Origin of the sequence: Sphingobium sp. BS19, from assembly GCF_027925545.1 — a bacterium.
In the GTDB taxonomy this organism is placed as follows: Bacteria; Pseudomonadota; Alphaproteobacteria; order Sphingomonadales; family Sphingomonadaceae; genus Sphingobium.
Genome location: NZ_BSEF01000011.1, coordinates 120,248 through 139,992, shown reverse-complemented (window position 1 = coordinate 139,992; position 19,745 = coordinate 120,248). Strand labels below are relative to the sequence as shown.

Genomic DNA, 19,745 nt, shown 5'->3' with positions numbered 1-19,745 from the left:
ACCGGAACGGCGTGAGTTGGTCGACTGCCGCCGAAAAAGCAGGCCGACAGCACCTAGGGATCGAAAATCTGGTCCTGAGTGTGTTGTGTAGACACATCTGTCGCTTGCCATGAACGGTTCAAAACTTCCGCTAGTTGCCGCTGGCGGGATGTGTTGTGTTCAGGCTGCCCGCGATAGACCGTGCCGATGTTCAATATTGAAAACCCGATTCACGCCGCTATCGACCTTGTCAGCATCCATGGCAGGCGGGCACGACAGATTGTCGCTGACCATATTCTCGATGCGGTGCGCAACCATGACATGCACGTTGCGAAGCTCTGGAACGCAGTGGGATGCGAAGTTGACGACCGTTTGGAGCAAGCTGAACGGCGGCGCCTCGGCCTCAATGATATTGATACGTCGCGTAGCCGATCGGAATTGGTGCGATAGAATCAGGCCCTGACCGTGGGCACTTCGCCGACGCGCGTCGTGTAATTGGGTGAACGCATCTCCGAACGAGCCGACCACTGGCGCTTGAACCCCTGCGTAGCGGGAATGGCGGCGAATTTACCGAATCGCGAATTGACTTCATCCATAGCGGCCATCAGCCGCGCATGGCGATCATCTTCTGCTTCGAACAATGTGCGCGGGCGCAAGTCGGCGTCCATTAGGTCTTCCAGCATTATGCCTGCCTTCGTGATTCCATACCCTTCGCGCCACGCGCTTTCGACGCCGCGTCGCGCGTAGGCCAACAGGGCTAGGCCGTCGTTCGTCATCGGCTGAGCGCTGAGCGTCCGCGTCGCTGAATATTGCGGCCGATCGAGCTTATGCTTGTTTGTGTGGAAGAACACAGTGATGCGCCCTGCCACAAGTCCATGCTGACGCAGCTTTTCGCCAGCGCGCATCGCATATTGCGCGACAGCTCCCATCAGCGTCTCAATGTCGAATACCGGCGTCCCGAATGAACGTGTTGCCGCCATGCCCTTGCGCTGCGGCTCGACCGTTTCGACCACACCGGCTGGCACCCCCCGCAACTCAGCAACCAATCGCTCCAGAACGACGCTGCCCACGCCTCTGGCTTGCTTGAGCGGCATATCGCGAAGTTGGCCAGCCGATACGATGCCCAGCGCTTCCAGTTTTAGGGCTGTAGCTCGTCCTACCCCCCAGACATCGCCAACCGCGAACCGGTCGAGCACCCAGCGCCGGATGTCTTCGTCGCGCATGTCGGCAATGCTGTTGAAGATTGGGTTCTTCTTTGCGGCGGCGTTAGCAAGTTTGGCCAGCGTCTTGGTCGGCCCAATCCCAACACAGGTCGGGATGGTGGTCCAGCGGCGCACCTGATCACTCATCGCTCTCGCGTGCGCCACCAGATCGCGCTGCTCGAAACCCGCAAGGTCAACAAACGTCTCATCGATTGAGTAAATCTCGAAGTCCCTCGCGAAAGGTTCGATGGCTGCCACGACGCGGCGTTGCATATCCCCATAGAGCGCGTAGTTGGAAGACAGCACACGGATACCATGACGCTTGATCATATCCTGCATCAGATGAACCGGTTGGCCCATCGTAATACCGAGCGCCTTCGCTTCGGCAGAGCGAGCAATGGCGCAACCGTCGTTGTTGGACAGGACGATTACAGGGACGCCTGTTAAGCTAGCGTCAAACGCCCGTTCGCAGGACACATAATAGTTGTTGCAGTCGATAAGCGCGACAGGTCCGCTCATACATATCGACGCGCGAGCCCGACCACCACGCCCCAAATCTCAACATGTTCATCGACGATAATCTCGTGATAGCCTTCTGATTCGGGCACCAGCCAGAAACGTCCGTCGCGTCGTCGCAACCGCTTCAGCGTGCGGTCGCCATGCACCAGTGCCACAACAATGTGACCGGGAATGGGCTTCTTCGCCCGGCTTACAACGATCAGATCGCCGTCGGTTATTCCCGCCCCAGCCATCGAATGACCATCGACACGCATGATGTAGCTGGCGGCGGGATTTTCAATCAGCCAGTCGCCAAGATTGATCGGCTCTTCCATGTCGTCCTGCGCAGGCGACGGAAACCCAGCCGGTGCACTGACGAGCAGCATCGGCAGATCGGGCGTAAGCGTTTCGAGAGAAATCATTTCTAGCATCAGTGGTACTTCGAATCAGGAACTGCCTCAGACCTACGCTCGAAGTCTGCACCCGTCATGCAAAATGTTCGCTATATGTTCCACATATCCTCGCGGATCAGAGGAGCGTAGGAGACGATTCCATCGTTCCGGCTTTCCTGAACCAAGGCTTTTCCGTGTGGTCGATCGTCATTCGGTCAGCAGGATAGGGTCGATCGAACTGAAACAAATCATCGAACGGCGCGGTCAGCCAAGTATTCCAGTATTCGGGATCGATGATGACGGGCGAACGATCGTGTATGTCGATCAGCTCAGGCGCGTTGTCAGTCATGACGCCGGTGTAGCATGTTCCCCATTCAGGACTGTCCATCCACAAACCTGCCCACGCAAAGATCGGCTGATCCGTCACCGAAAGCCACGTCTCCGTCATCTTGCCTTTCACGCCTACAGCCTCTGCATAGCGCGCGGTCGGGATAAGACAGCGTTGCTCCGGCGCCACTGCCCAGCGTTTCCAGAATGAGCTCAGCTTGTCGAAGCGGGCATTATTGACGGGCTTGGGTTTAAGCGTCTGTCCGGATTTACCTTTGAGCGAAACCGGAAAACCCCATGTCATCTGTTCCAGCACAGGCTCACCCTCAATCAGGCGAATGACGCTGCCAGGCTCCTTTGGGTGAACTTGCAAAGGTCCTTCGTTGAACCGCGATCCGAGACGCGCGCCGAACAGGTTCAGCACCTTGTCGGTCACGCCACGCTCTGCCCTGTTACACATTTAGCAAGGCTGGCGTTCTGCGGCACCAGAGTCAATGTGCTGCCTATTACGGCTTAGTCCGGACCTATCGATCGCCTCGGCAGATCGCTGCGGTGATAGTGATGGCGGGTCGATGTCAATGCGCCCCCGTCCTAGGCGCTAGAGCTCACGTGCTGGCCAATCCGACCCAGGCCTTCGAGCACATAACCAATGCAAATCGGGCCGCCGTGACAGCGTTGCTGTAAATCGGCGTTGAAGCTGATCCCGGCCTTAGAGACGGGCAACTATCTGAAAACGCTCCGGAACGATGGATGTTGCTGGGGTCCCAGTCTACGCCTATCAGGACGCGAGCGCTGGACATTTCTCGTTATAATACAGCGTTATGAATGAAATCAGACGGGGTCTCTCTTCGGCACCAATCCACAGACGAACGAAGCAGAATGCGACTTGCGCATCCGTTTCGCTGCACCTGCTTTCCAGATTACCGCCATGTCTCCCCCTGCTAACATCTCTTACAGAAGTCGCGAACGTTGATCGACTATCTCCGACAGCGCATCGACGGGGGTAGGCAATTTGTCTCCAACCGACGTGGAAGTTGTAAGATAGTTCATGTCGGCTTAGCGAGATCGCGTCCTGTTGGCCGCCTGTCAGGAATGTCCGACTTTTCGGACGTTGAGAAGGCGGCGACTGCACGCTGTTTTATGTCCGCTTCCGGGGAATGGAAAAGCGAACGGGAAAGGCGACAATGGGTCGTTCATGCTACGATCTCACTCAAGTTGGCTAAACGAGCTTCTCTCCCGTGCTTTTGGAGTACGTATTGGCAAAGAACGAATCGATTACATTTTCGCCCGGTGCAACTTCAAGCAACGGGTCGAGCGTGAGCGGTTGAGTGACCGAGCCGAACACTCGACCCATGTCTCTGGCTAGGCAGAGCGGGACGGCGTGATTGTCATAGATGTCGCGCACGAACGCGACCGAGCGCTTGGCAGAAGATGAAGGAAGGTTCATACGTAGGCTGACCGATGGTGGGAACCCAATTGCGACGGAGAATACGGAGGTGGGCTTAGCGGGTGCGACGCTGTCCAACTCATGCGAGACACGCCGTACGTCCAAGGCGATCGCAGCAGCCTTTTCAACGCTGTCGACATCGCTATATTGCTCAATCAGGTGGCGTAATGGCATGGCCTTGTTCCGGAGATCGAGAACATGGTGGAACAGGTCCCCAACCTCCTTCGTCTTCTCTAGGGCCATTGTCAGAAATGTCGGCATCTGGAATTTTTCCCACAGCGCAAACGATCCATCGTCCGAGAAGTGCGACCACTCAAGCTTCTCGTTGTAGGCCTTCTCGATGTTGGTCGTCACACGCGCCATCAGACGCTCCCACATACTGCGGAACGCCGGTTCGACCCGGTCCCGCGACATGACATTAATGATGCGTCCGCGGAAGTCATGTGGGAGGTAGGCTTGGCCGAGCTCGGTTGCGTAGCACTGATATTGGACGGCCCGAACGAGAGACTGAAGCGCGCTAACGTGATCGTAGCTCCGCAGATGTAGATGCATGGGAGGTATTGCCAGTTCCAGCCTATCCTGCAGCAGGCTCACTAATTCTTGTTCGTTTCGATTCCTGCCGAGATCGCTGCCCGTGTATGAAAAATAAGTGGTATTCAGGTCGCGACCTCCCTCAGTCTCGGTCGACTGGTCGATCACGGTGAGCGCGTAACTTAGGAGAATGCTGTTCGAGGACTGCATAACTGCGTCGACAACCGTCTCCTGCGGAGGAAGCGCGAAGTCAACGATGTTGAGCATAGGCTGAATTGAGGGAAGCCAGGTGGCCGGGACTGCGTCAGCGAAGTACTCCCAGCCTGCCCGGTCAACTGTAATGCGTTGGTGCATGACCAGCGCATCTACTAGGCCAGAAAGCCCAAACAGGTTCACGTTCCGGACGGTGTTTCCGCCATCGTGGCGCACGAGGTAGTTGGCAGCGCTGAACAGGATAGCGTTGTCGAGCACTACGGACGCGTGCTGGTCTGATTGGGTAGATTTTTCGCTCATGCGGCGGCATTAGTGCAGATGTACGTGGTCGGCCACAATGCGTTTGAAAATACTGGATCGCCGGGGCGCGGCTTATTGGATACACAGATACCGAGCCGACGGTCCACCGAGCATTATTACCGGAAATCTCCAACCGGAGTAAGCGGCGTGAGCCAACATTCCCCTAGGTCCATCGAAGCCGTGCAAGTTCGTCGACAGACGTCGGAATAGCTGCCGGACCGAATCTGGGAGCGCAAAAGCGGCTGCTGAATGACCCGAGTGGGTCGGATCGGCGGAATCTGGCATATTTCTGCTCATCGCCCTTTAGGTCGGGAATGACCGGTGGCGTCGGATCACGACCGTTTGTCAATGAAGGCGACCGCCTTCGCGATCGGCAGCGGCGCGCCCCCCGATATCTTAAGCAACGCCTTGCCATGCCGCTCCAATAAAGCCCGTTCCTCTTTGTCGGGACGGAACGACTTTCCAGCAATGACTATCGGGCCGCGTAGCGCCGGGACGAGATCGTTCTCGGGAAAACCGTCTTCGTCGACGACTGCGATCCTAATCCCGAGCGAACGCGCAGTACCGACATATTTGTGCGCCTCGCCCTTACATGAGACATCGATCAGCCAAGCTGGTTCCGGCATGCTCCTAAACTGATAGCCCCAGGCATTCTTAATCGATGCTGCATCGAACCCACTATCGGGCAATCTGTTCGCATTTTTCTGGAACACGCCTAGGGCACCCCTGGCATTCTTGCTCAGGTCATCGTCATAGACCGCGAGGTAGACATCCGCGAATGCTGTTGGCATTTTGCGCACTACTTCGAACAGACCGAGGTCATCCGCGAACAGTGCCGCGAACGGCGGTAGCTTCGCGTGCTGGGCTTTAGCTCGCTTGATGTCGACGGAACGAACCGGAACGGTCTCATCGCTGCACCATAGGGTTTCGAATTCGGCGAGGACGCCGTCGACAAAATCTGCCTCGCCGCTTGTAACGTTAAGCTCGACCCAACCCTGTGCCTCCTTTCCCTCGACCGTCAGGCCATTAGTTGACGCATTGGACGAGCCGACGATCGCCACGGCATCGGTCGCGTAGAGTTTCGCGTGGAGGCGGCGATGGGTTCGCACCTTCACCTTGTGCTTGCGTAGCTCCTCAATCACGAAGGGGTTGCACCCCGGATGGTCGAGATTGCAGATCACGCGGACACTATGCCCGGCATCCAGACCGAGGAGCTTGACCGCCCCTTTCCCCCAGAAGGGCACTGCAATCACCGCAGACTTGGCACGTTTCAGCGCCTTGCGAAATGCGGGCGCAAGCTCGTGCTCTCGAAGTAGTCTAATAAAATCTCGAGACATCTTGTCCTCCCAACGCAAACCTTCTGGACAACAACTGCAGCCAACGCCTCAACTCCGTAAAAACAATAGGTGATATGCGCCAGCCGGCGTAATTTAGCTGCCGGAAAAGCGGAATGTCGGCTGCTGGGAATGGAAATTCGGGCGCTGAGCGTCTTACATGGGTCGATGTTACGCTCTGGCCGCCGTAACGCCGATTATAGGCGGAGCAGAGATCGCGCTTTCCTCCACCCTTGAAATTGTTCCAGCCAAGTTCACTGGTATGGGGCTAGGGTCTGCCCTATGACCTTCGCAAACACCTGACGCGGGACGTAGTTGATGGCACTGGTAAAAAAGTCGGCACTTGGTACGCGCGCGAAGGCTGGCCTCAGCGAAGAAGGCGCGGCGCTTGAGATAGCGGCGAGTCCGGCGAAACGCACGGCCGCGCGTCGACCCTCCGCCGAGCGCAAGGTCACAGTCGTCGAACGAATCGATCAGGCAGCCGAGGAACTGGCAAGCGGGCTTGCCGAAGCCTCCTCGGCCTCGACGGAATTGCAGCAGTCGATGACACGCATTGCGAGCGGCGCTGAGGAAGCGGCAGGCGCGGCGCAGGAATCGCTGGGCTCGGTCGGTGCGCTCGGCAAGGCGTTCGAATCCGCGCGCGAACGAGCGGGGGCGTCCCTGCGACTCGCAGAGGCCGTGCAGACCGCTTTCGGCGAAGCCAGTGCGCAGATCGAGATGTCGGTCGCCGCGATCGAGCTCAACGCGCGACGTCAGTTAAGCACGGTCGATACGATCGGATCGCTCGAAGCGGCCGCAGCCAGTATCGGTGACATCGGCCAGACTGTGGCTGACATATCCGACCAGACCAGCCTGCTGGCGCTCAATGCGACGATCGAGGCGGCGCGCGCGGGAGACAGCGGTACGGGTTTTGCCGTCGTCGCCGACGAGGTACGGGCGCTGGCGGAAGGGTCCGAAGCGAGCGCGGGTGATATCCAAACGCTCGCCGAGGCCATCGCCGCCGAAGTCCGCCTGATCGCCGAGCGGGTGCGCAGCGCCGCCGCGACGGCCGATGTCGAGGCGAAAGCCGGGCGTGGGGTCGTCGGACAGATGGACGAGGCGCGTGCCGAACTCGCGGTGGTCGCGGCTGGCGCGCAGGACATATTGTCGGCTGCCACGGAAATGGACATTGCCGCACGCGAAGCCGAGCGTGGGGCCGAACAGGTAGCGAGCGCCGCCGAAGAACAATCGGCGGCCGCAGCCGAAGCGCAGCAGGCAATCGAGCAGCAGAGCATTTCGCTCGACCAGAGTCAGCAGACATCGGAGTCACTTGGACTCCTGACGCAGCACCTGCGCGGGACGGGGGACACGACCTCGGCCGCGCAGGAAGTCGCGGCGGCGGCCGAAGAATTGTCCGCGACTGTCCAGGAACTGTCCGGCGCTTCGGGTCAGATCCTCGTCGCTATCGAGCAGATTGGGCGTGGCGCGGAAATCCAGGCCGCCGCGACGATCGAGGCGAACAGCGCCATGGGCCAGATCGGGACCGCTGCCGCCCTGGCGCAGGCCCGCGCGGCGACTTCCGCAGAACGGTTAACCACTCTTGTCGCAAAGGTGACGGTCAGCCGCCAGACGGTGGAAACGCTGGCCGCCGGAGTCGACGGATCGGTCGGTGAGACGCGGGAGGTGCTGGGTCTGCTGGCTAAGCTGAGCGACACCGGACGCCGGATTGAGAAGATCACTGATGCGCTCGCCCTGATCGCGGTGCAGACGAACATGCTGGCCGTTAGTGGATCGGTGGAAGCGACGCGGGCCGGTGAGGCTGGTTCTGGTTTCTCCATGGTCGCGGCCGACATTCGCAAGTTGTCGCGCGAATCCGCGCTCAATGCGGAGCGCGCCAAGGATACGGTGCGCGCGATTCAGGACCAGATGGTGACGGTGCGCCGCGATCTCGACCAGATCGTGGGTGCTGCCGAGGGAGAGGTCGTACGCGCCCGCGCCATGATCGACCGGTTCAACCAGATCGCGGCCGACCTTGACCAGTCCCAGTCCGAAAGCCTTGGCATGGCGCAGGACGTCGACGCCATCCTGCGTTCCGTGCGCGAAGTGAAGAGCGGCACCGAGCAGATCGCGACCGCTGCCGAACTGGCGGCCGATGCGGCACGCGAGGCGTCGAGCGCCGCCCGCCAGCAATCGCAGGGCGCCGAGATGCTTGCGGCCGCGATCGAGGAAATCGCATCGCTCGCTGGCGCACTGGTGACGACGGCGGTCTGATCATGGCCAGTGCCACATCACCCCCGCACGACGAAGCTATGCTGGGCTTTCGCTGCGGCGAGACTTATTTCGGCGTCGCCGCGTCGCTGGTGCGGGAGGTGGGGCGCATGCCCCGCTTGACCCGCGTGCCCCATGCACCGGCCAGCCTGATCGGCCTTGGCAATTTTCGTGGTTCGGTGTTGCCGGTCCTGTCCTTCGCCCGGCTGACGGGGCGTTCGGAGGGCGACGAACGCCGCGTGATCCTGCTCGACACGGCCGATCCCCTCGTGCTCGCCGTGGAAGCGATCTCCGCCCTGACCAGCGGCGAGCATGTGTGCAAGGTCGATGTTGAAGCGCTCGCGAGGGGTGCGTTTTCGGGGCCTGCCAGACCCCGGATGCGGGTCAGCGCCGGGGAAACCCGGACGGCGCTCGCGGTCGAACCTTCAGTGTTGCTGGTCTCCTTTCTGGCGAGCGGCCAGGAGTTTGCCCTCCCCGTCGGCGCAGTGCAGGAAATCGCGCCGCTGCCCGATAGCATTGCTTCTCTGCCGCACGCCGACAGCGTCGTGGTCGGATCGATTGCGGTCCGCGATATGCTGCTTCCGCTACTGTCGCTCCGCGCCTTGCTTGCCTTGCCGGATATAGGGCAGACCGCCCGGGCGCGCATCGTAGTCTTACGGATCGGCACCCATCTGGTCGGCCTGGTGGTCGATGCTATGCGCGGCGTCATCCGCGTCGCCGAAAGTCAGATCGATCCGGTCCCGCCGGTCCTCGCGCGCGGAAGCTGTGAGGCGCGCATCCAGGCGATATGCCGATTAGAGGGCGGCGAGCGGCTCGTATCCGTGCTGGCACCCGAGCATCTGATTCGGGAAGATATCACCGCGCGCTTGCTGCAGACCGGTTCCACCGAGGACGAAATGACGAAGACCATGAGCGGCGAAGCGCAGGAACAGTTTCTGATTTTCCGCATCGGCAGCAGCACGTTCGGAATGCCGATCGAAACGGTGATCGAGATTGCGGCGCTGCCGTCGAAGCTCGGCCGCCTCCCCAAGGCGCCGGCCTTCGTCCAGGGGGTGATGAGGCTGCGTCATCTGGTCATACCGGTGATCGACCAGACGATGCGCTTCGAAGGCACGCCAGCGCACGGCGCGCGTCGCCGCGTCATCGTTGCGCACGTCGGCGAACTGGCGGCGGGGTTCGTGGTGGATGCCGTCACCGAGGTGCGCAGCATCCCCGTTGCTGCGCTCGGCCCCGCGCCGAATATGCGTAGCGAGGAAACGCACGTTTTCGATCGCGTGGCTACGCTGGAGGACGGGCGCATCGTCCTGATCGTCAGTCCGCAGGAACTGCTGGATCGCACCGAGCGAGACATGCTCACCGGCATCAACGAAGCGGCAGCGGTCGCGCCTTCGTGACACGGCTGCTCATCGTCGACGATTCGCCGCTGATGCGGCGGCTGCTGCTCGACATCTTTACCAAAGCGGGTGGCTTCGAGATCAAGGCCGCCAAAAATGGCGTGGAAGCGATAGAGCTGCTGCATCGTTTCAAGCCGGAGGTGGTCACGCTCGACGTCCACATGCCCGACATGGACGGGCTTGAGTGCCTGGACCGGATTATGGTCGAGCGGCCGACTCCGGTGGTGATGATTTCGGCCCTGACGGCGGAGGGTGCCGACGAGACGCTGGAAGCGATGGCGCTCGGTGCGATTGATTTTATCGGCAAACCGCACGGGCCTATCTCGATCGAGATCGAGGGTCTTGCCGAATTGCTGATCGAAAAGGTGCGATCGGCGGCGCAGGCGAAGATATCCCGCGCGACTCGTTTGGCGGACCGGGTGCGACTGCGATCGGCGGGGACGCCGCCGAAGGGCAAGGCGCTGCGATCCGCCTTGCCCGCCAAGCCTTCGCGCACAGCAAAGCCGCTGCCGGGGCGATCGAGCGGCGAAGGGCTCGTCATCATTGGCACCTCGACGGGTGGTCCTGCGGCGCTGGACGTGGTTCTGGCCGGCCTTCCAGCGGACTTCCCCTGGCCCGTCGTCGTCGCGCAGCATATGCCCAGAAGCTTCACCGGTGCGCTGGCTCGCCGGCTCGACCGTTTCTGCGCACTCACCGTTGTCGAAGTTGTGAAATCCGAGCCGCTGCTGCCGGGTCACGCCTATATCGGCCGGGGCGATGCCGACCTTCTGATCAGCCGGCGGGGGGCGTCGCTCATCGCCCTCGCTGCGCCCAGCAAGCCCGAACTGCACTGGCATCCCAGCGTCGACCGACTTGTTGAAAGCGCGATGCAATTTCTCGCCCCCGAACGCCTCATTGGTGTGTTGATGACCGGCATGGGTAATGACGGAGCGCGGGAAATGGCGGAACTGGCGCACAGGGGCGGCCATACGATCGCCGAGGCCGAGGAGACGGCGTTGATCTGGGGCATGCCGGGCGCGCTCGTCACGGCAGGCGGCGCGGATCATATCGAACCGCTTGACGCCATTGCGGGCAGGCTCAACAGTTTAGTGGGCCGGTGAGCGACACCGCCCGCCCGGCCAGGGGGCCGGATATCTCGATTTCGCCCGACGAGCTGCAGAAAGTCACGGCGCTGATCTATCGCTGGACAGGCATGACGTTCGGTGAGGGCAAGCGCTATTATATCGAACGGCGGGTCGCCGAGCGGATCGGAAAGACGGGCTGCAAGGATATGCGCGCTTATCTGGCGCTGCTGGGCGGCGACGCCGGGGAGCGCGAGGTGCTGACCAACGCCTTCACGATCAACGAAACCTATTTCTATCGCGAAGAGCATCAGTTCGCCGCGCTGGCCAACGAGATATTGCCAGCCATCATCGCCGACAAGCGGCCAGGCGATCTGGTCAGAATCTGGTCGGTGCCTTGCTCGACCGGCGACGAGGCCTATTCGATTGCGCTGTGGCTGCTCGAAAACTGGCCGCTTGTCGACGCCTATAATGTTGAGATCGTCGGCTCCGACATCGACACCAAGGCAGTCGAGGCGGCCATCGCAGGACGCTTTGCGGCGCGCGCGCTGCAACGGCTGCCGGAAAAGCTGATCGCCGCCTATTTCGAGCCCGAACAGGGTCATCGCCGTAAGATCATAGACGATCTGCGCGAATCGGTGCGCTTCACCGCCGCCAACCTGTTTGACGCCGCCTCCTTGGAAAGTCTCGGACGGTTCGACGTCGTCTTCTGCCGCAACTTGCTCATCTATTTCGACGACGCGTCGCGGCTGATCGCGGCGGACAATCTGCACGACCGGCTCGTGCCTGGCGGTTATCTATGTCTTGGCCATAGCGAATCCATGACGCGGATCAGCGATCGTTTCGATCTGGTTCGCCTTAACGACGCAATCGTCTATCGTCGGGCGTAATGGACGAACTACTAGAGCAATTTTTGATCGAAGGCCGTGACCTGATCGCGGAGGCCAATGCCGCTTTCGCGATATTGCGCGACTATCCGGGCGATGCCGCCGCGATCGATGCGGCCTTCCGCGCAGTCCATACGCTTAAGGGATCGGTCGGCCTGTTCGACATGGCACCTGCGGAGCGCCTTCTTCATGGGGCCGAGGATGGTCTCTCCCTCGCACGCAAGAGAGAACGCCAGCTGACGGGTCAAGACATGGCGGGGCTGGTGGCGACGATCGACCAGATCGACCGGTGGATCGACGAACTTGAACGGGACGGTGCGCTGGGGCCGGACGCCGCCAATATTGCCGAGCGGCTGTCGTCTGCGCCGCCAGTTGCAATGCCTGGGGATCTGCAGCCTGCAGTCGGCATGGACTGGCTCGCTGAACTGCTCGACCGCCGCCGCGCGGCGATCGAGGGATGCGACGTCCCGTTGGTCGCGTTCCGCTATGCGCCCGATGGCGACGCCTTTTTCCGCGGTGAGGATCCGCTGGCGCTGGTTGCAACCCTACCGGGCATGTTGGCGGTCGATATTCTGCCGGCCAATGGAGCGTGGCCGACACGCGACGGGTTCGAGGCGTTTTCCTGCGTCATGGCGATAGAAGGCCTCACCACCGCGACGGTCGATGCGCTGCGACCGTTCTTCCGTCTGGTGCCTGACCAGTTTAAGCTCTTGCCGGTCGCTGCCGACCGGGTAGGCGCCGAAATCAAGGCGGACAGCGAAGCGGAACCGGATGTAGCGCAAGGCGCGACCACGGTGCTGCGGGTCGATGCGCAACGGGTGGATGCGCTTGCCGATACGGTCGGCGGGCTGGTGGTGGCGACCAACGCCTTGGCTACCCTCGCTGAACGCGCCGACGCGATCGATCCACCGCTCGCGCTTGGCATCCGTGCGGCGCAGGCGGACCTTGAGCGCGCCGTCGGCGCCGCGTCGCGCGCGGTCTCGGCCGTGCGGCTGGTGTCGCTGGCGCCAGCGCTTCGCCGTCTGCCCCGTCTGGTGCGCGAGATCGCGGGGAGCCTCGGCAAGGATATCGGTTTCGTGATGACCGGCGAGCAGACGGAGGTCGACAAGCAGATTGCCGATGGCCTGTTCGAACCGCTGCTGCATCTTGTGCGCAACGCCATCGACCATGGGATCGAGGATACAGCCGGGCGCGCGCGCGCTCGCAAGCCGTCGACCGGCAGCCTGACCCTCGCTATCCGGCGCGAGGCCGACGATATCGTCGTGACGCTGGCGGACGACGGTGCCGGAATCGATCGCGACCATATACGCGTGGTCGCTATTGCTCGTGGCCTTATTTCGGCGGAGGGCCGCGCATCGCTGTCCGATGCCAGCACGCTGGCGCTGATCTTCGCGCCCGGCTTCTCGACCGCGCAAACGGTCAGTAACGTCTCGGGTCGTGGCGTCGGCATGGACGCGGTGCAGGCCGCCATCGATCGCCTGCGCGGCCGGATCGAGATCGACAGCGTCGTCGGCCGGGGAACCCGCTTCACCCTGCGGCTCCCCGCCAATGCGATCACCACCCGCCTGCTGGTCATCGAAGTGGCGCGCGACCGCTACGCCGTGCCGTTCGACCAGATCGCCGAAACCGTCCGGGTGGAGCGCGACCGGCTGGTGCCGGTCGGCACGGGCATGGCCTGCGTCCTTCGTGATCGCACCGTCCCGGTCGTCAGCCTAGCTGAAATGCTGGGCGGCATCGATAGCGGCGCATCGCCGGTCAAACTGCTCGTGACGCGGGCCAGCGGCGATCCGGTCGCTCTGCGGGTCGACGGCTTCCATGAACATCTGGATGCGATGGTGCGGCCCCCGTCGGGATTGCTGGCGGGCATGCCGCTGGTCGGGGGGACTACGATGATGGGGGACGGCGCCGTAATGCTGGTGCTCAACATGGCGGAGGTCGTCGGATGAGTGTGTGGATTGAAGGTGTGACGATTCATGTCGAGGGTAACAGTCCTGTCGAGGATGCCGAGCCGTTGCTGGCGGCATTGCAGCGCGTTCGAGGCGCGACGGTTGATCTGTCCGCAGTGACCCGACTGCATAGTTCCAGCGTCCAGATTTTGCTCGCACTGCAGCCACCGACGATCGGAAAACCATCAGATCCCTTTCAAGCCAATTTCGTTGCGCCCCTCCTCACGATCAGTGACGACAGCAACGCGTTGGACTAATAGTGGCGGGGCAGATAGTGCGACTCCGATGTCCTGTGTCGCGTCTTTTGGAGTTTTCATGTCCGTTACCGTCCTAATCGTCGATGACAGCAAACTTGCCAGGATCGTGGCGGGCAAGGCGCTGGCCGCACTTCAGCCAGAATGGCAGAAACTGGAGGCGTCGACCGCCGCCGAAGCCTTGGCCATCATCGCGGAAAAGCCAATCGACATCTGCCTCATCGATTTCAATATGGTCGAAAAGGATGGACTCCAGCTAACCGAGGAATTGCGCGAGACGCGGCCAGACATGCCGATCGCCCTGATCACCGCTAATATCCAGGATGAGATCATCGCCCGCGCGCGCGCCGCTGGCGCGGCCTTCGTGGCGAAGCCGGTGACCAGCGAGGGCCTGCGGGGCTTTCTGTCCGGCGCCGCATTGCGCCTGCGGTCGTCGCAAGCATGATCGCCCAAGGGCTCTCACTCGACGATCTCGAGCGCGACGCCTTGACCGAGATCGTCAATATCGGCGTTAGCCGTGCAGCGTCGAGCTTACGCAAGATGATTGGCGATCAGGTGCTGCTGTCGGTGCCGTCGATAGAAGTCGTCAGCCAGCGCCGCGCAGCTCGGCTCATCAGCGAACGCGAAGCCTCCGAACTGGTGGCCGTGCGGCAAGATTTTTCGGGTCCTTTCTCGGGCCGTGCCCTGCTGATCTTCCCCGAAACCAACAGTCTGGAGCTGGTGCGGGCAGTGACGGGTGGCGAACTGACTGCGCAGGAAGTGGTCGATCTGGAGCATGAAGCGCTGGCGGAGACCGGCAACGTCATCCTCAACGGCTGCCTTGCGACGATGGCAAATATGCTCAAGCGCTCTCTGACGATGACCATTCCCGAAGTGCTGCGCGGCTCTGGTGAAATGCTGTTCGAGGTCGACGAGGACGGTCCATTGGATGGATTGGTCCTGTTCCTTTACATCGATTTTGCGGTGCGCAAGCATGACATACGTGGCTACATAGCGATGATCATGGACTTGCCGTCGCTGGGCATCCTGAAGATGCTTCTCGAGGAGTTCATCGCCAGCATCGTCGGCGACACCCACTGATGGCCGCCGGGGCCGATACGGGAGACGGAGTCCGGGCGATCCTCGCCGCCGCAGGAACGAGCGGCACATGGGACTGGAACATTTGCACCGGCGAACTACGCATCGACGAACGCTTTGCCGAACTGTACGGCCTTGACCCCGAAGACGCTCAACACCCCCTGCCGACGCGCCTGTTCTTCAAGGCAATTCATCCTGAGGATCAGGCCCGGATCAAGATCGCTGCGACGGGAATGACATCCGGGGCGGAGCGCTTCTCCAAGGAATTCAGGGTTGTGACTCCAAACGGCGAAACGCTGTGGATGCACGGCCGCGGTCAGGCCCATTTCGACGAACAGGACGCGCCCGTCCGTTTCACCGGACTGCTTGTGGACGTGACTGAGCGCAAGCGCACCGAAGAGCGGCTGCGCATCGCGCAGTCGGCCGGCGGTGTCGGCACCTTCGAATATTCCGATGGCTACGCGACAGCGATGGTTTCGGAAGAGTTTTGCCGTTTGCTTGGCCTACACCCCGCCACTATGCTTCCGGTGCGGACGATAAATTCGGTCCTCAAGAACGCGGACGAGCCCGACCTCATTCCTGAAGCCCATCGCGGCGGACCGCCCGAGACGCTGGACGGCAGCTTTTGCGTCATCCGCAGCGACGATGGCGAAGAGCGATGGATCGCCCGGCGCGGCGAGATCATACGCGACAAGGACAATGGCGGCTATCGTCTGATCGGCGTCATCTACGACGTAACGGCGACAAAGGCGCAGGAAGCAGCGCTACGCGACCTCAATGAAACGCTCGAAACCCGGGTGGCGCAGGCGGTGGCGGAACGGCAGACGGTCGAGGATGCGCTGCGCCAGGCGCAGAAGATGGAGGCGGTCGGTAATCTGACCGGCGGCATCGCGCATGATTTCAACAATCTGCTGACGATCATCATCGGCAATATCGACACCGTTATCCGCCGCTTCGATCCCGGCGCCGATCCCCGCGCCAAGCGCGCGCTCGAAAATGCGCTGAAAGGGGCGGATCGGGCAGCGGCGCTTGTCCAGCGCCTGCTAGCTTTCTCCCGTCGCCAGCCGCTTGATCCAAAATCGATTGACGTCGAAAGGCTGCTCGTCGGCATGTCCGACCTCCTAACGCGGTCGATCTCCGAGTCCATCGCGATCCAGATCATGCCAGCCGCGAACCTGTGGACGGTCGAGGCCGATCCCAATCAGTTGGAAAACGTCATTCTCAATCTTGCGGTTAATGCGCGCGATGCCATGCCTGATGGCGGGGCACTGACGGTTGGAGCCAAGAACGTCACGCTGGATGCAGAGGCCGTCCCGGATGCCCCGGCGGGTGAGTATGTCGCTATCAGCGTCGAAGATAACGGCATTGGCATGTCGCCCGAGACGGTGGAGAAGGTATTCGATCCATTTTTCACGACGAAGGAAGTGGGCAAAGGTACGGGTCTGGGCTTGTCGATGGTCTATGGCTTCGTCAAGCAATCGGGCGGTCATATTCAAATCCGCTCTACACCGGGCAGCGGCACGATCATCACCTTATTTCTTCAGCGCTACCTTGGTAAAAGTGCAGCACGCGTTGCCGACGTAGCGCCTGTTCACGCGCAGGCGGGCGGTACGGAATCCATCCTGGTGGTGGAAGACGACGACGATGTTCGAGCCTATACGGTCGGTATTTTGAGGGAACTGGGATATAGGGTCACCGAAGCGCATGACGGTTCGACCGCGTTAAAGCTGCTTGAAAGGGCCGATCCTCCAATCGCCTTGCTTCTGACCGATGTCGTAATGCCGACAATGTCCGGAAGTGAGCTCGCAGACACGGCCAAGCTGTTGCAGCCCGATCTAGCGGTGCTTTACACGTCTGGATACACGCGTGACGCGATTACCCGAGATGGCCGGCTGGAAATTGGGGTCGATTTGCTTACCAAGCCTTTCAACTACAATACGCTGGCATTGAAAGTCCGAGATCTTCTCCATGAGCGCTAAACGCACCAGTTCTCAATCGCCTGTATAACGCCCCCCCGTCTCGTTTCTGCATCACCCAGGGTGCCAAATGAACGCATATGAACGATAAGATCGTTACGCGGCGCGATGATCGCGATCAGCGATTGTGTGGCGACCGGTGACTATCTGTGAGCTGATGACAATGAATATTTTTTCACTGCGGACACAAATCTTCGCCGCCCAGATGCCCACAAAGTTGAAATCCCCATAGATCACCGCTTGCGGCCCGCGGGTTCGGGCACCGCCGACTTTCCGACGCCTCACGGCGTCCGAAACTCTAAACGACATCAGAAGGTGTCTGCCGGGACACCGCGTAATTGATTTAGCTGCCCTGATGTGTGAATCGGCGTCGCGGGGGATTTCTGCATTGGAGGCGTACAACTATCTGACAAGACACCGAGAAGGGGATATTGGCGGGGTCATGATCGGCGCCTAACAGGACCCCGGCTCCTGATGTTATCTCATTGAAATGTAGTGGCATGGAAGAAATTCGAAGGGTCGCTTCGGCGCCGATCCACATACACGGATCCCGACTTCACGCGCACCATCGCAATGTACCGCGTCACGGGCCAGCTCTTCTTTGCTTCGGTGGATCGATTCAAGCGAGCATTCCAGAATAACGGAGCAAGGCACGTCCAGATCGACGTTACAGCTGCCCATTTCTGGGATATTTCTGGCGTTGGCGCGCTTGACTAGGTGATCGATCGATTACGCCGCGAAGGGTATACTATGGAAGTCATCGGCTATAACAAGGCCAGCGCCGATATTGTTGATTGCTTCGCGCCTCATGACAAAACCGGCGTCGAGATAGGGGCCGGACCGCACTGAGGCGGCCTGGCCCGGTTACCCCGCGCTTAGGCAGCTTTTGCCGTCTAGCCATAAAAACTTGATGACCGTTCGGAAGCCACATTGGGGGGCACACAGCATGATCGGCAATCTAAAAAGGGAAATTCGGGCAGAGCTGCGTCAAGATGCACGCAAGCACAGAGCCGCATATCCCGGAAGCAGTTGTTGGGGATGCGCGGTATGAGCCGTCTGATCATCATATCGAACCGCGTCTCGGCAACGACGGCTGATGGAACAGGAAGCCAGGGTGGTCTGGCAGTCGCATTGTCGGCAGCACTGCGCGAAAGTGGTGGCATCTGGTTCGGGTGGTCGGGTGCCGAAACGGAAAAGTTCACCGGGCATATCAACTTCCAGCGCAACTTCGGCGTCACCACGGCCACGATCGATCTCGAAGCGCAGGACATTGACGAATATTATAATGGCTATGCCAATCGTACGCTGTGGCCGCTCTTTCATTTTCGAATCGATCTGGCAGAATATGAGCGGGGCTTTGCCGGAGGGTATGAGCGCGTCAATGCGCGCTTCGCGGACACCGTTTCGCCGCTTATGGAGGCGGATGACCTAATCTGGGTGAACGACTATCACCTGATTCCGTTGGGTCGTGAATTGCGACAAAGGGGATGGAAGAACCGGATAGGCTTCTTTCTGCACATACCTTGGCCGCCCATGCGGCTTCTACTCTCGCTTCCCAGCCACCGCGAACTGGTGGAATCGCTGTTTGCCTATGATGTGATAGGTTTCCAGACGCACGATGGCGTCGAAACCTTCCTCGACTATGCGAGAGGCGAGCTGCGCGCCGACATCGGCGAAAACGGTGTCGTGACCCATGAGGGCCAGAGTGTCCGCGTCATTGCCTGCCCGATTGGCATCGATACGGCCGATTTCGTGATCAGCGCCAATGCACCTGTGGCAAGAGAAGTAGATCGACGCATGCGCATCAGCGCCAATGACCGCACGATGATCATCGGCGTTGATCGGCTGGACTATTCCAAAGGTCTGCAGGAACGTTTTCTAGGCTATGAACGCTTCCTCGCAGCGCATCCTTCGGTGCAGCAGGACATTTTTCTTCTGCAGATCGCGCCCCCGTCGCGCAGTGACGTGCAAAGCTATCAGGAGATACGGGCGAGCCTCGATGGGCTGTCGGGACGCATCAACGGAGAGTTTTCCGACGCCGAATGGGTACCCATTCGCTATGTGAACAAAGGCTATCCTCGCGACCAACTGGCGGGCATGTACCGGGCCGCACGCATCGGGCTGGTCACGCCGCTGCGCGATGGCATGAACCTGGTCGCCAAGGAATATGTCGCTGCTCAGGATCCTCAGAATCCGGGCGTCCTGATACTCTCGCGCTTTGCTGGAGCCGCCGAGCAATTGACGGACGCCCTGCTAGTCAATCCTCATAGCCCGGAGGAGATAGCCGATTCGATCGCCGGCGCACTCGCTATGCCGCTGGGCGAACGGGTGGCACGGTGGCGTGCCATGATGGACAATATCGAACAGGAGGACGTGATCTGGTGGCGGCGGACATTCACCGATGCGCTTTCCAATACCCTTTCGAACTGAAGGACTAACATGATCATCCTGCAAGCCAAAGCCGAAGCCGGCACGTCGCTGGCTGCCGCCTGCCTTGAAAGCCTCGAGACTTGCAACCGGCTGTCTGCCGGGATCGATCTGGAGTTCGAAGGGCGCATTATCAGGGTTCGCCCCGGTATGAAGGCGGCCGATCTACTCCGTTGAACTCCGAAACTCAGGCCGTCGCGGTAGGCGCTATGATCTGCGTCCTTCTGAGTGGTCCAATATTAATGTTATTTTG

Annotated in this window: 17 protein-coding genes and 1 pseudogene; 13 read left to right on the top strand and 5 right to left on the bottom strand. The window is 60.6% G+C overall.

Translation table 11 applies throughout. The features are described 5' to 3' along the window. Positions 1–186 precede the first annotated feature (186 nt). A complete protein-coding gene (locus QMG56_RS14425; RefSeq protein ID WP_281823001.1) occupies positions 187–429 on the top strand; it encodes a hypothetical protein in 243 nt (80 codons plus the stop codon). 2 nt (positions 430–431) lie between these two features. Here QMG56_RS14425 and QMG56_RS14420 read toward each other — a convergent pair whose 3' ends face one another. From QMG56_RS14420 to QMG56_RS14400, 5 genes are all read right to left on the bottom strand, one after another. Next, the gene (locus QMG56_RS14420; protein ID WP_281823000.1) at positions 432–1,700 is read right to left on the bottom strand and encodes a Y-family DNA polymerase; all 1,269 of its coding nucleotides are present in this window, start codon (positions 1,698–1,700) and stop codon (positions 432–434) included. Next, positions 1,697–2,110 carry a LexA family transcriptional regulator gene (locus QMG56_RS14415; protein ID WP_281822999.1) on the bottom strand — a complete coding sequence of 138 codons (414 nt, stop codon included), beginning with the start codon at positions 2,108–2,110 and terminating at the stop codon, positions 1,697–1,699. The genes QMG56_RS14420 and QMG56_RS14415 overlap by 4 nt, the downstream gene beginning before the upstream one ends. Positions 2,111–2,207: 97 nt before the next feature. After that, positions 2,208–2,858: an SOS response-associated peptidase family protein gene (locus QMG56_RS14410; RefSeq protein WP_281822998.1), complete on the bottom strand. Its 651-nt coding sequence runs from the start codon at positions 2,856–2,858 to the stop codon at positions 2,208–2,210. Between the two features lie 759 nt (positions 2,859–3,617). Further along, positions 3,618–4,889, bottom strand: coding sequence for a hypothetical protein (locus QMG56_RS14405; protein WP_281822997.1), 1,272 nt, complete (start codon positions 4,887–4,889; stop codon positions 3,618–3,620). A 332-nt stretch (positions 4,890–5,221) separates the two neighbouring features. Next, entirely contained in the window at positions 5,222–6,226 is a 1,005-nt protein-coding gene (locus QMG56_RS14400) for a phospholipase D-like domain-containing protein (RefSeq protein WP_281822996.1), read from the bottom strand. A 315-nt stretch (positions 6,227–6,541) separates the two neighbouring features. Here QMG56_RS14400 and QMG56_RS14395 point away from each other — a divergent pair, with 315 nt between their 5' ends. The 12 genes and pseudogenes from QMG56_RS14395 (at position 6,542) to QMG56_RS14340 (ending at position 19,669) form a co-directional block, all read left to right on the top strand. Next, positions 6,542–8,473, top strand: a complete 1,932-nt coding sequence (locus QMG56_RS14395; protein WP_281822995.1) for a methyl-accepting chemotaxis protein — start codon at positions 6,542–6,544, stop codon at positions 8,471–8,473. 2 nt (positions 8,474–8,475) lie between these two features. Continuing rightward, the gene (locus tag QMG56_RS14390) at positions 8,476–9,864 is read left to right on the top strand and encodes a chemotaxis protein CheW (protein ID WP_281822994.1); all 1,389 of its coding nucleotides are present in this window, start codon (positions 8,476–8,478) and stop codon (positions 9,862–9,864) included. Beyond that, positions 9,861–10,964 carry a chemotaxis-specific protein-glutamate methyltransferase CheB gene (cheB, locus tag QMG56_RS14385; RefSeq protein WP_281822993.1) on the top strand — a complete coding sequence of 368 codons (1,104 nt, stop codon included), beginning with the start codon at positions 9,861–9,863 and terminating at the stop codon, positions 10,962–10,964. Before QMG56_RS14390 ends, cheB begins: the two co-directional genes overlap by 4 nt. Further along, positions 10,961–11,815, top strand: a complete 855-nt coding sequence (locus tag QMG56_RS14380) for a protein-glutamate O-methyltransferase CheR (RefSeq protein ID WP_281822992.1) — start codon at positions 10,961–10,963, stop codon at positions 11,813–11,815. The genes cheB and QMG56_RS14380 overlap by 4 nt, the downstream gene beginning before the upstream one ends. Continuing rightward, a complete protein-coding gene (locus QMG56_RS14375; RefSeq protein WP_281822991.1) occupies positions 11,815–13,758 on the top strand; it encodes a chemotaxis protein CheA in 1,944 nt (647 codons plus the stop codon). Before QMG56_RS14380 ends, QMG56_RS14375 begins: the two co-directional genes overlap by 1 nt. Then, positions 13,755–14,015, top strand: coding sequence for a hypothetical protein (locus QMG56_RS14370; protein ID WP_281822990.1), 261 nt, complete (start codon positions 13,755–13,757; stop codon positions 14,013–14,015). The genes QMG56_RS14375 and QMG56_RS14370 overlap by 4 nt, the downstream gene beginning before the upstream one ends. 58 nt (positions 14,016–14,073) lie before the next feature. After that, the gene (locus QMG56_RS14365; protein ID WP_281822989.1) at positions 14,074–14,457 is read left to right on the top strand and encodes a response regulator transcription factor; all 384 of its coding nucleotides are present in this window, start codon (positions 14,074–14,076) and stop codon (positions 14,455–14,457) included. Next, positions 14,454–15,092, top strand: coding sequence for a chemotaxis protein CheX (locus tag QMG56_RS14360; protein WP_281822988.1), 639 nt, complete (start codon positions 14,454–14,456; stop codon positions 15,090–15,092). The genes QMG56_RS14365 and QMG56_RS14360 overlap by 4 nt, the downstream gene beginning before the upstream one ends. Further along, a complete protein-coding gene (locus tag QMG56_RS14355; protein WP_281822987.1) occupies positions 15,092–17,068 on the top strand; it encodes a PAS domain-containing protein in 1,977 nt (658 codons plus the stop codon). The genes QMG56_RS14360 and QMG56_RS14355 overlap by 1 nt, the downstream gene beginning before the upstream one ends. Positions 17,069–17,632: 564 nt before the next feature. After that, positions 17,633–17,914: pseudogene (locus QMG56_RS14350) on the top strand (STAS domain-containing protein); the annotation flags it as partial. Between the two features lie 198 nt (positions 17,915–18,112). Next, positions 18,113–19,495, top strand: a complete 1,383-nt coding sequence (locus tag QMG56_RS14345; RefSeq protein ID WP_281822986.1) for a trehalose-6-phosphate synthase — start codon at positions 18,113–18,115, stop codon at positions 19,493–19,495. Between the two features lie 9 nt (positions 19,496–19,504). Further along, positions 19,505–19,669: a hypothetical protein gene (locus tag QMG56_RS14340; RefSeq protein WP_281822985.1), complete on the top strand. Its 165-nt coding sequence runs from the start codon at positions 19,505–19,507 to the stop codon at positions 19,667–19,669. Positions 19,670–19,745: the final 76 nt, after the last annotated feature.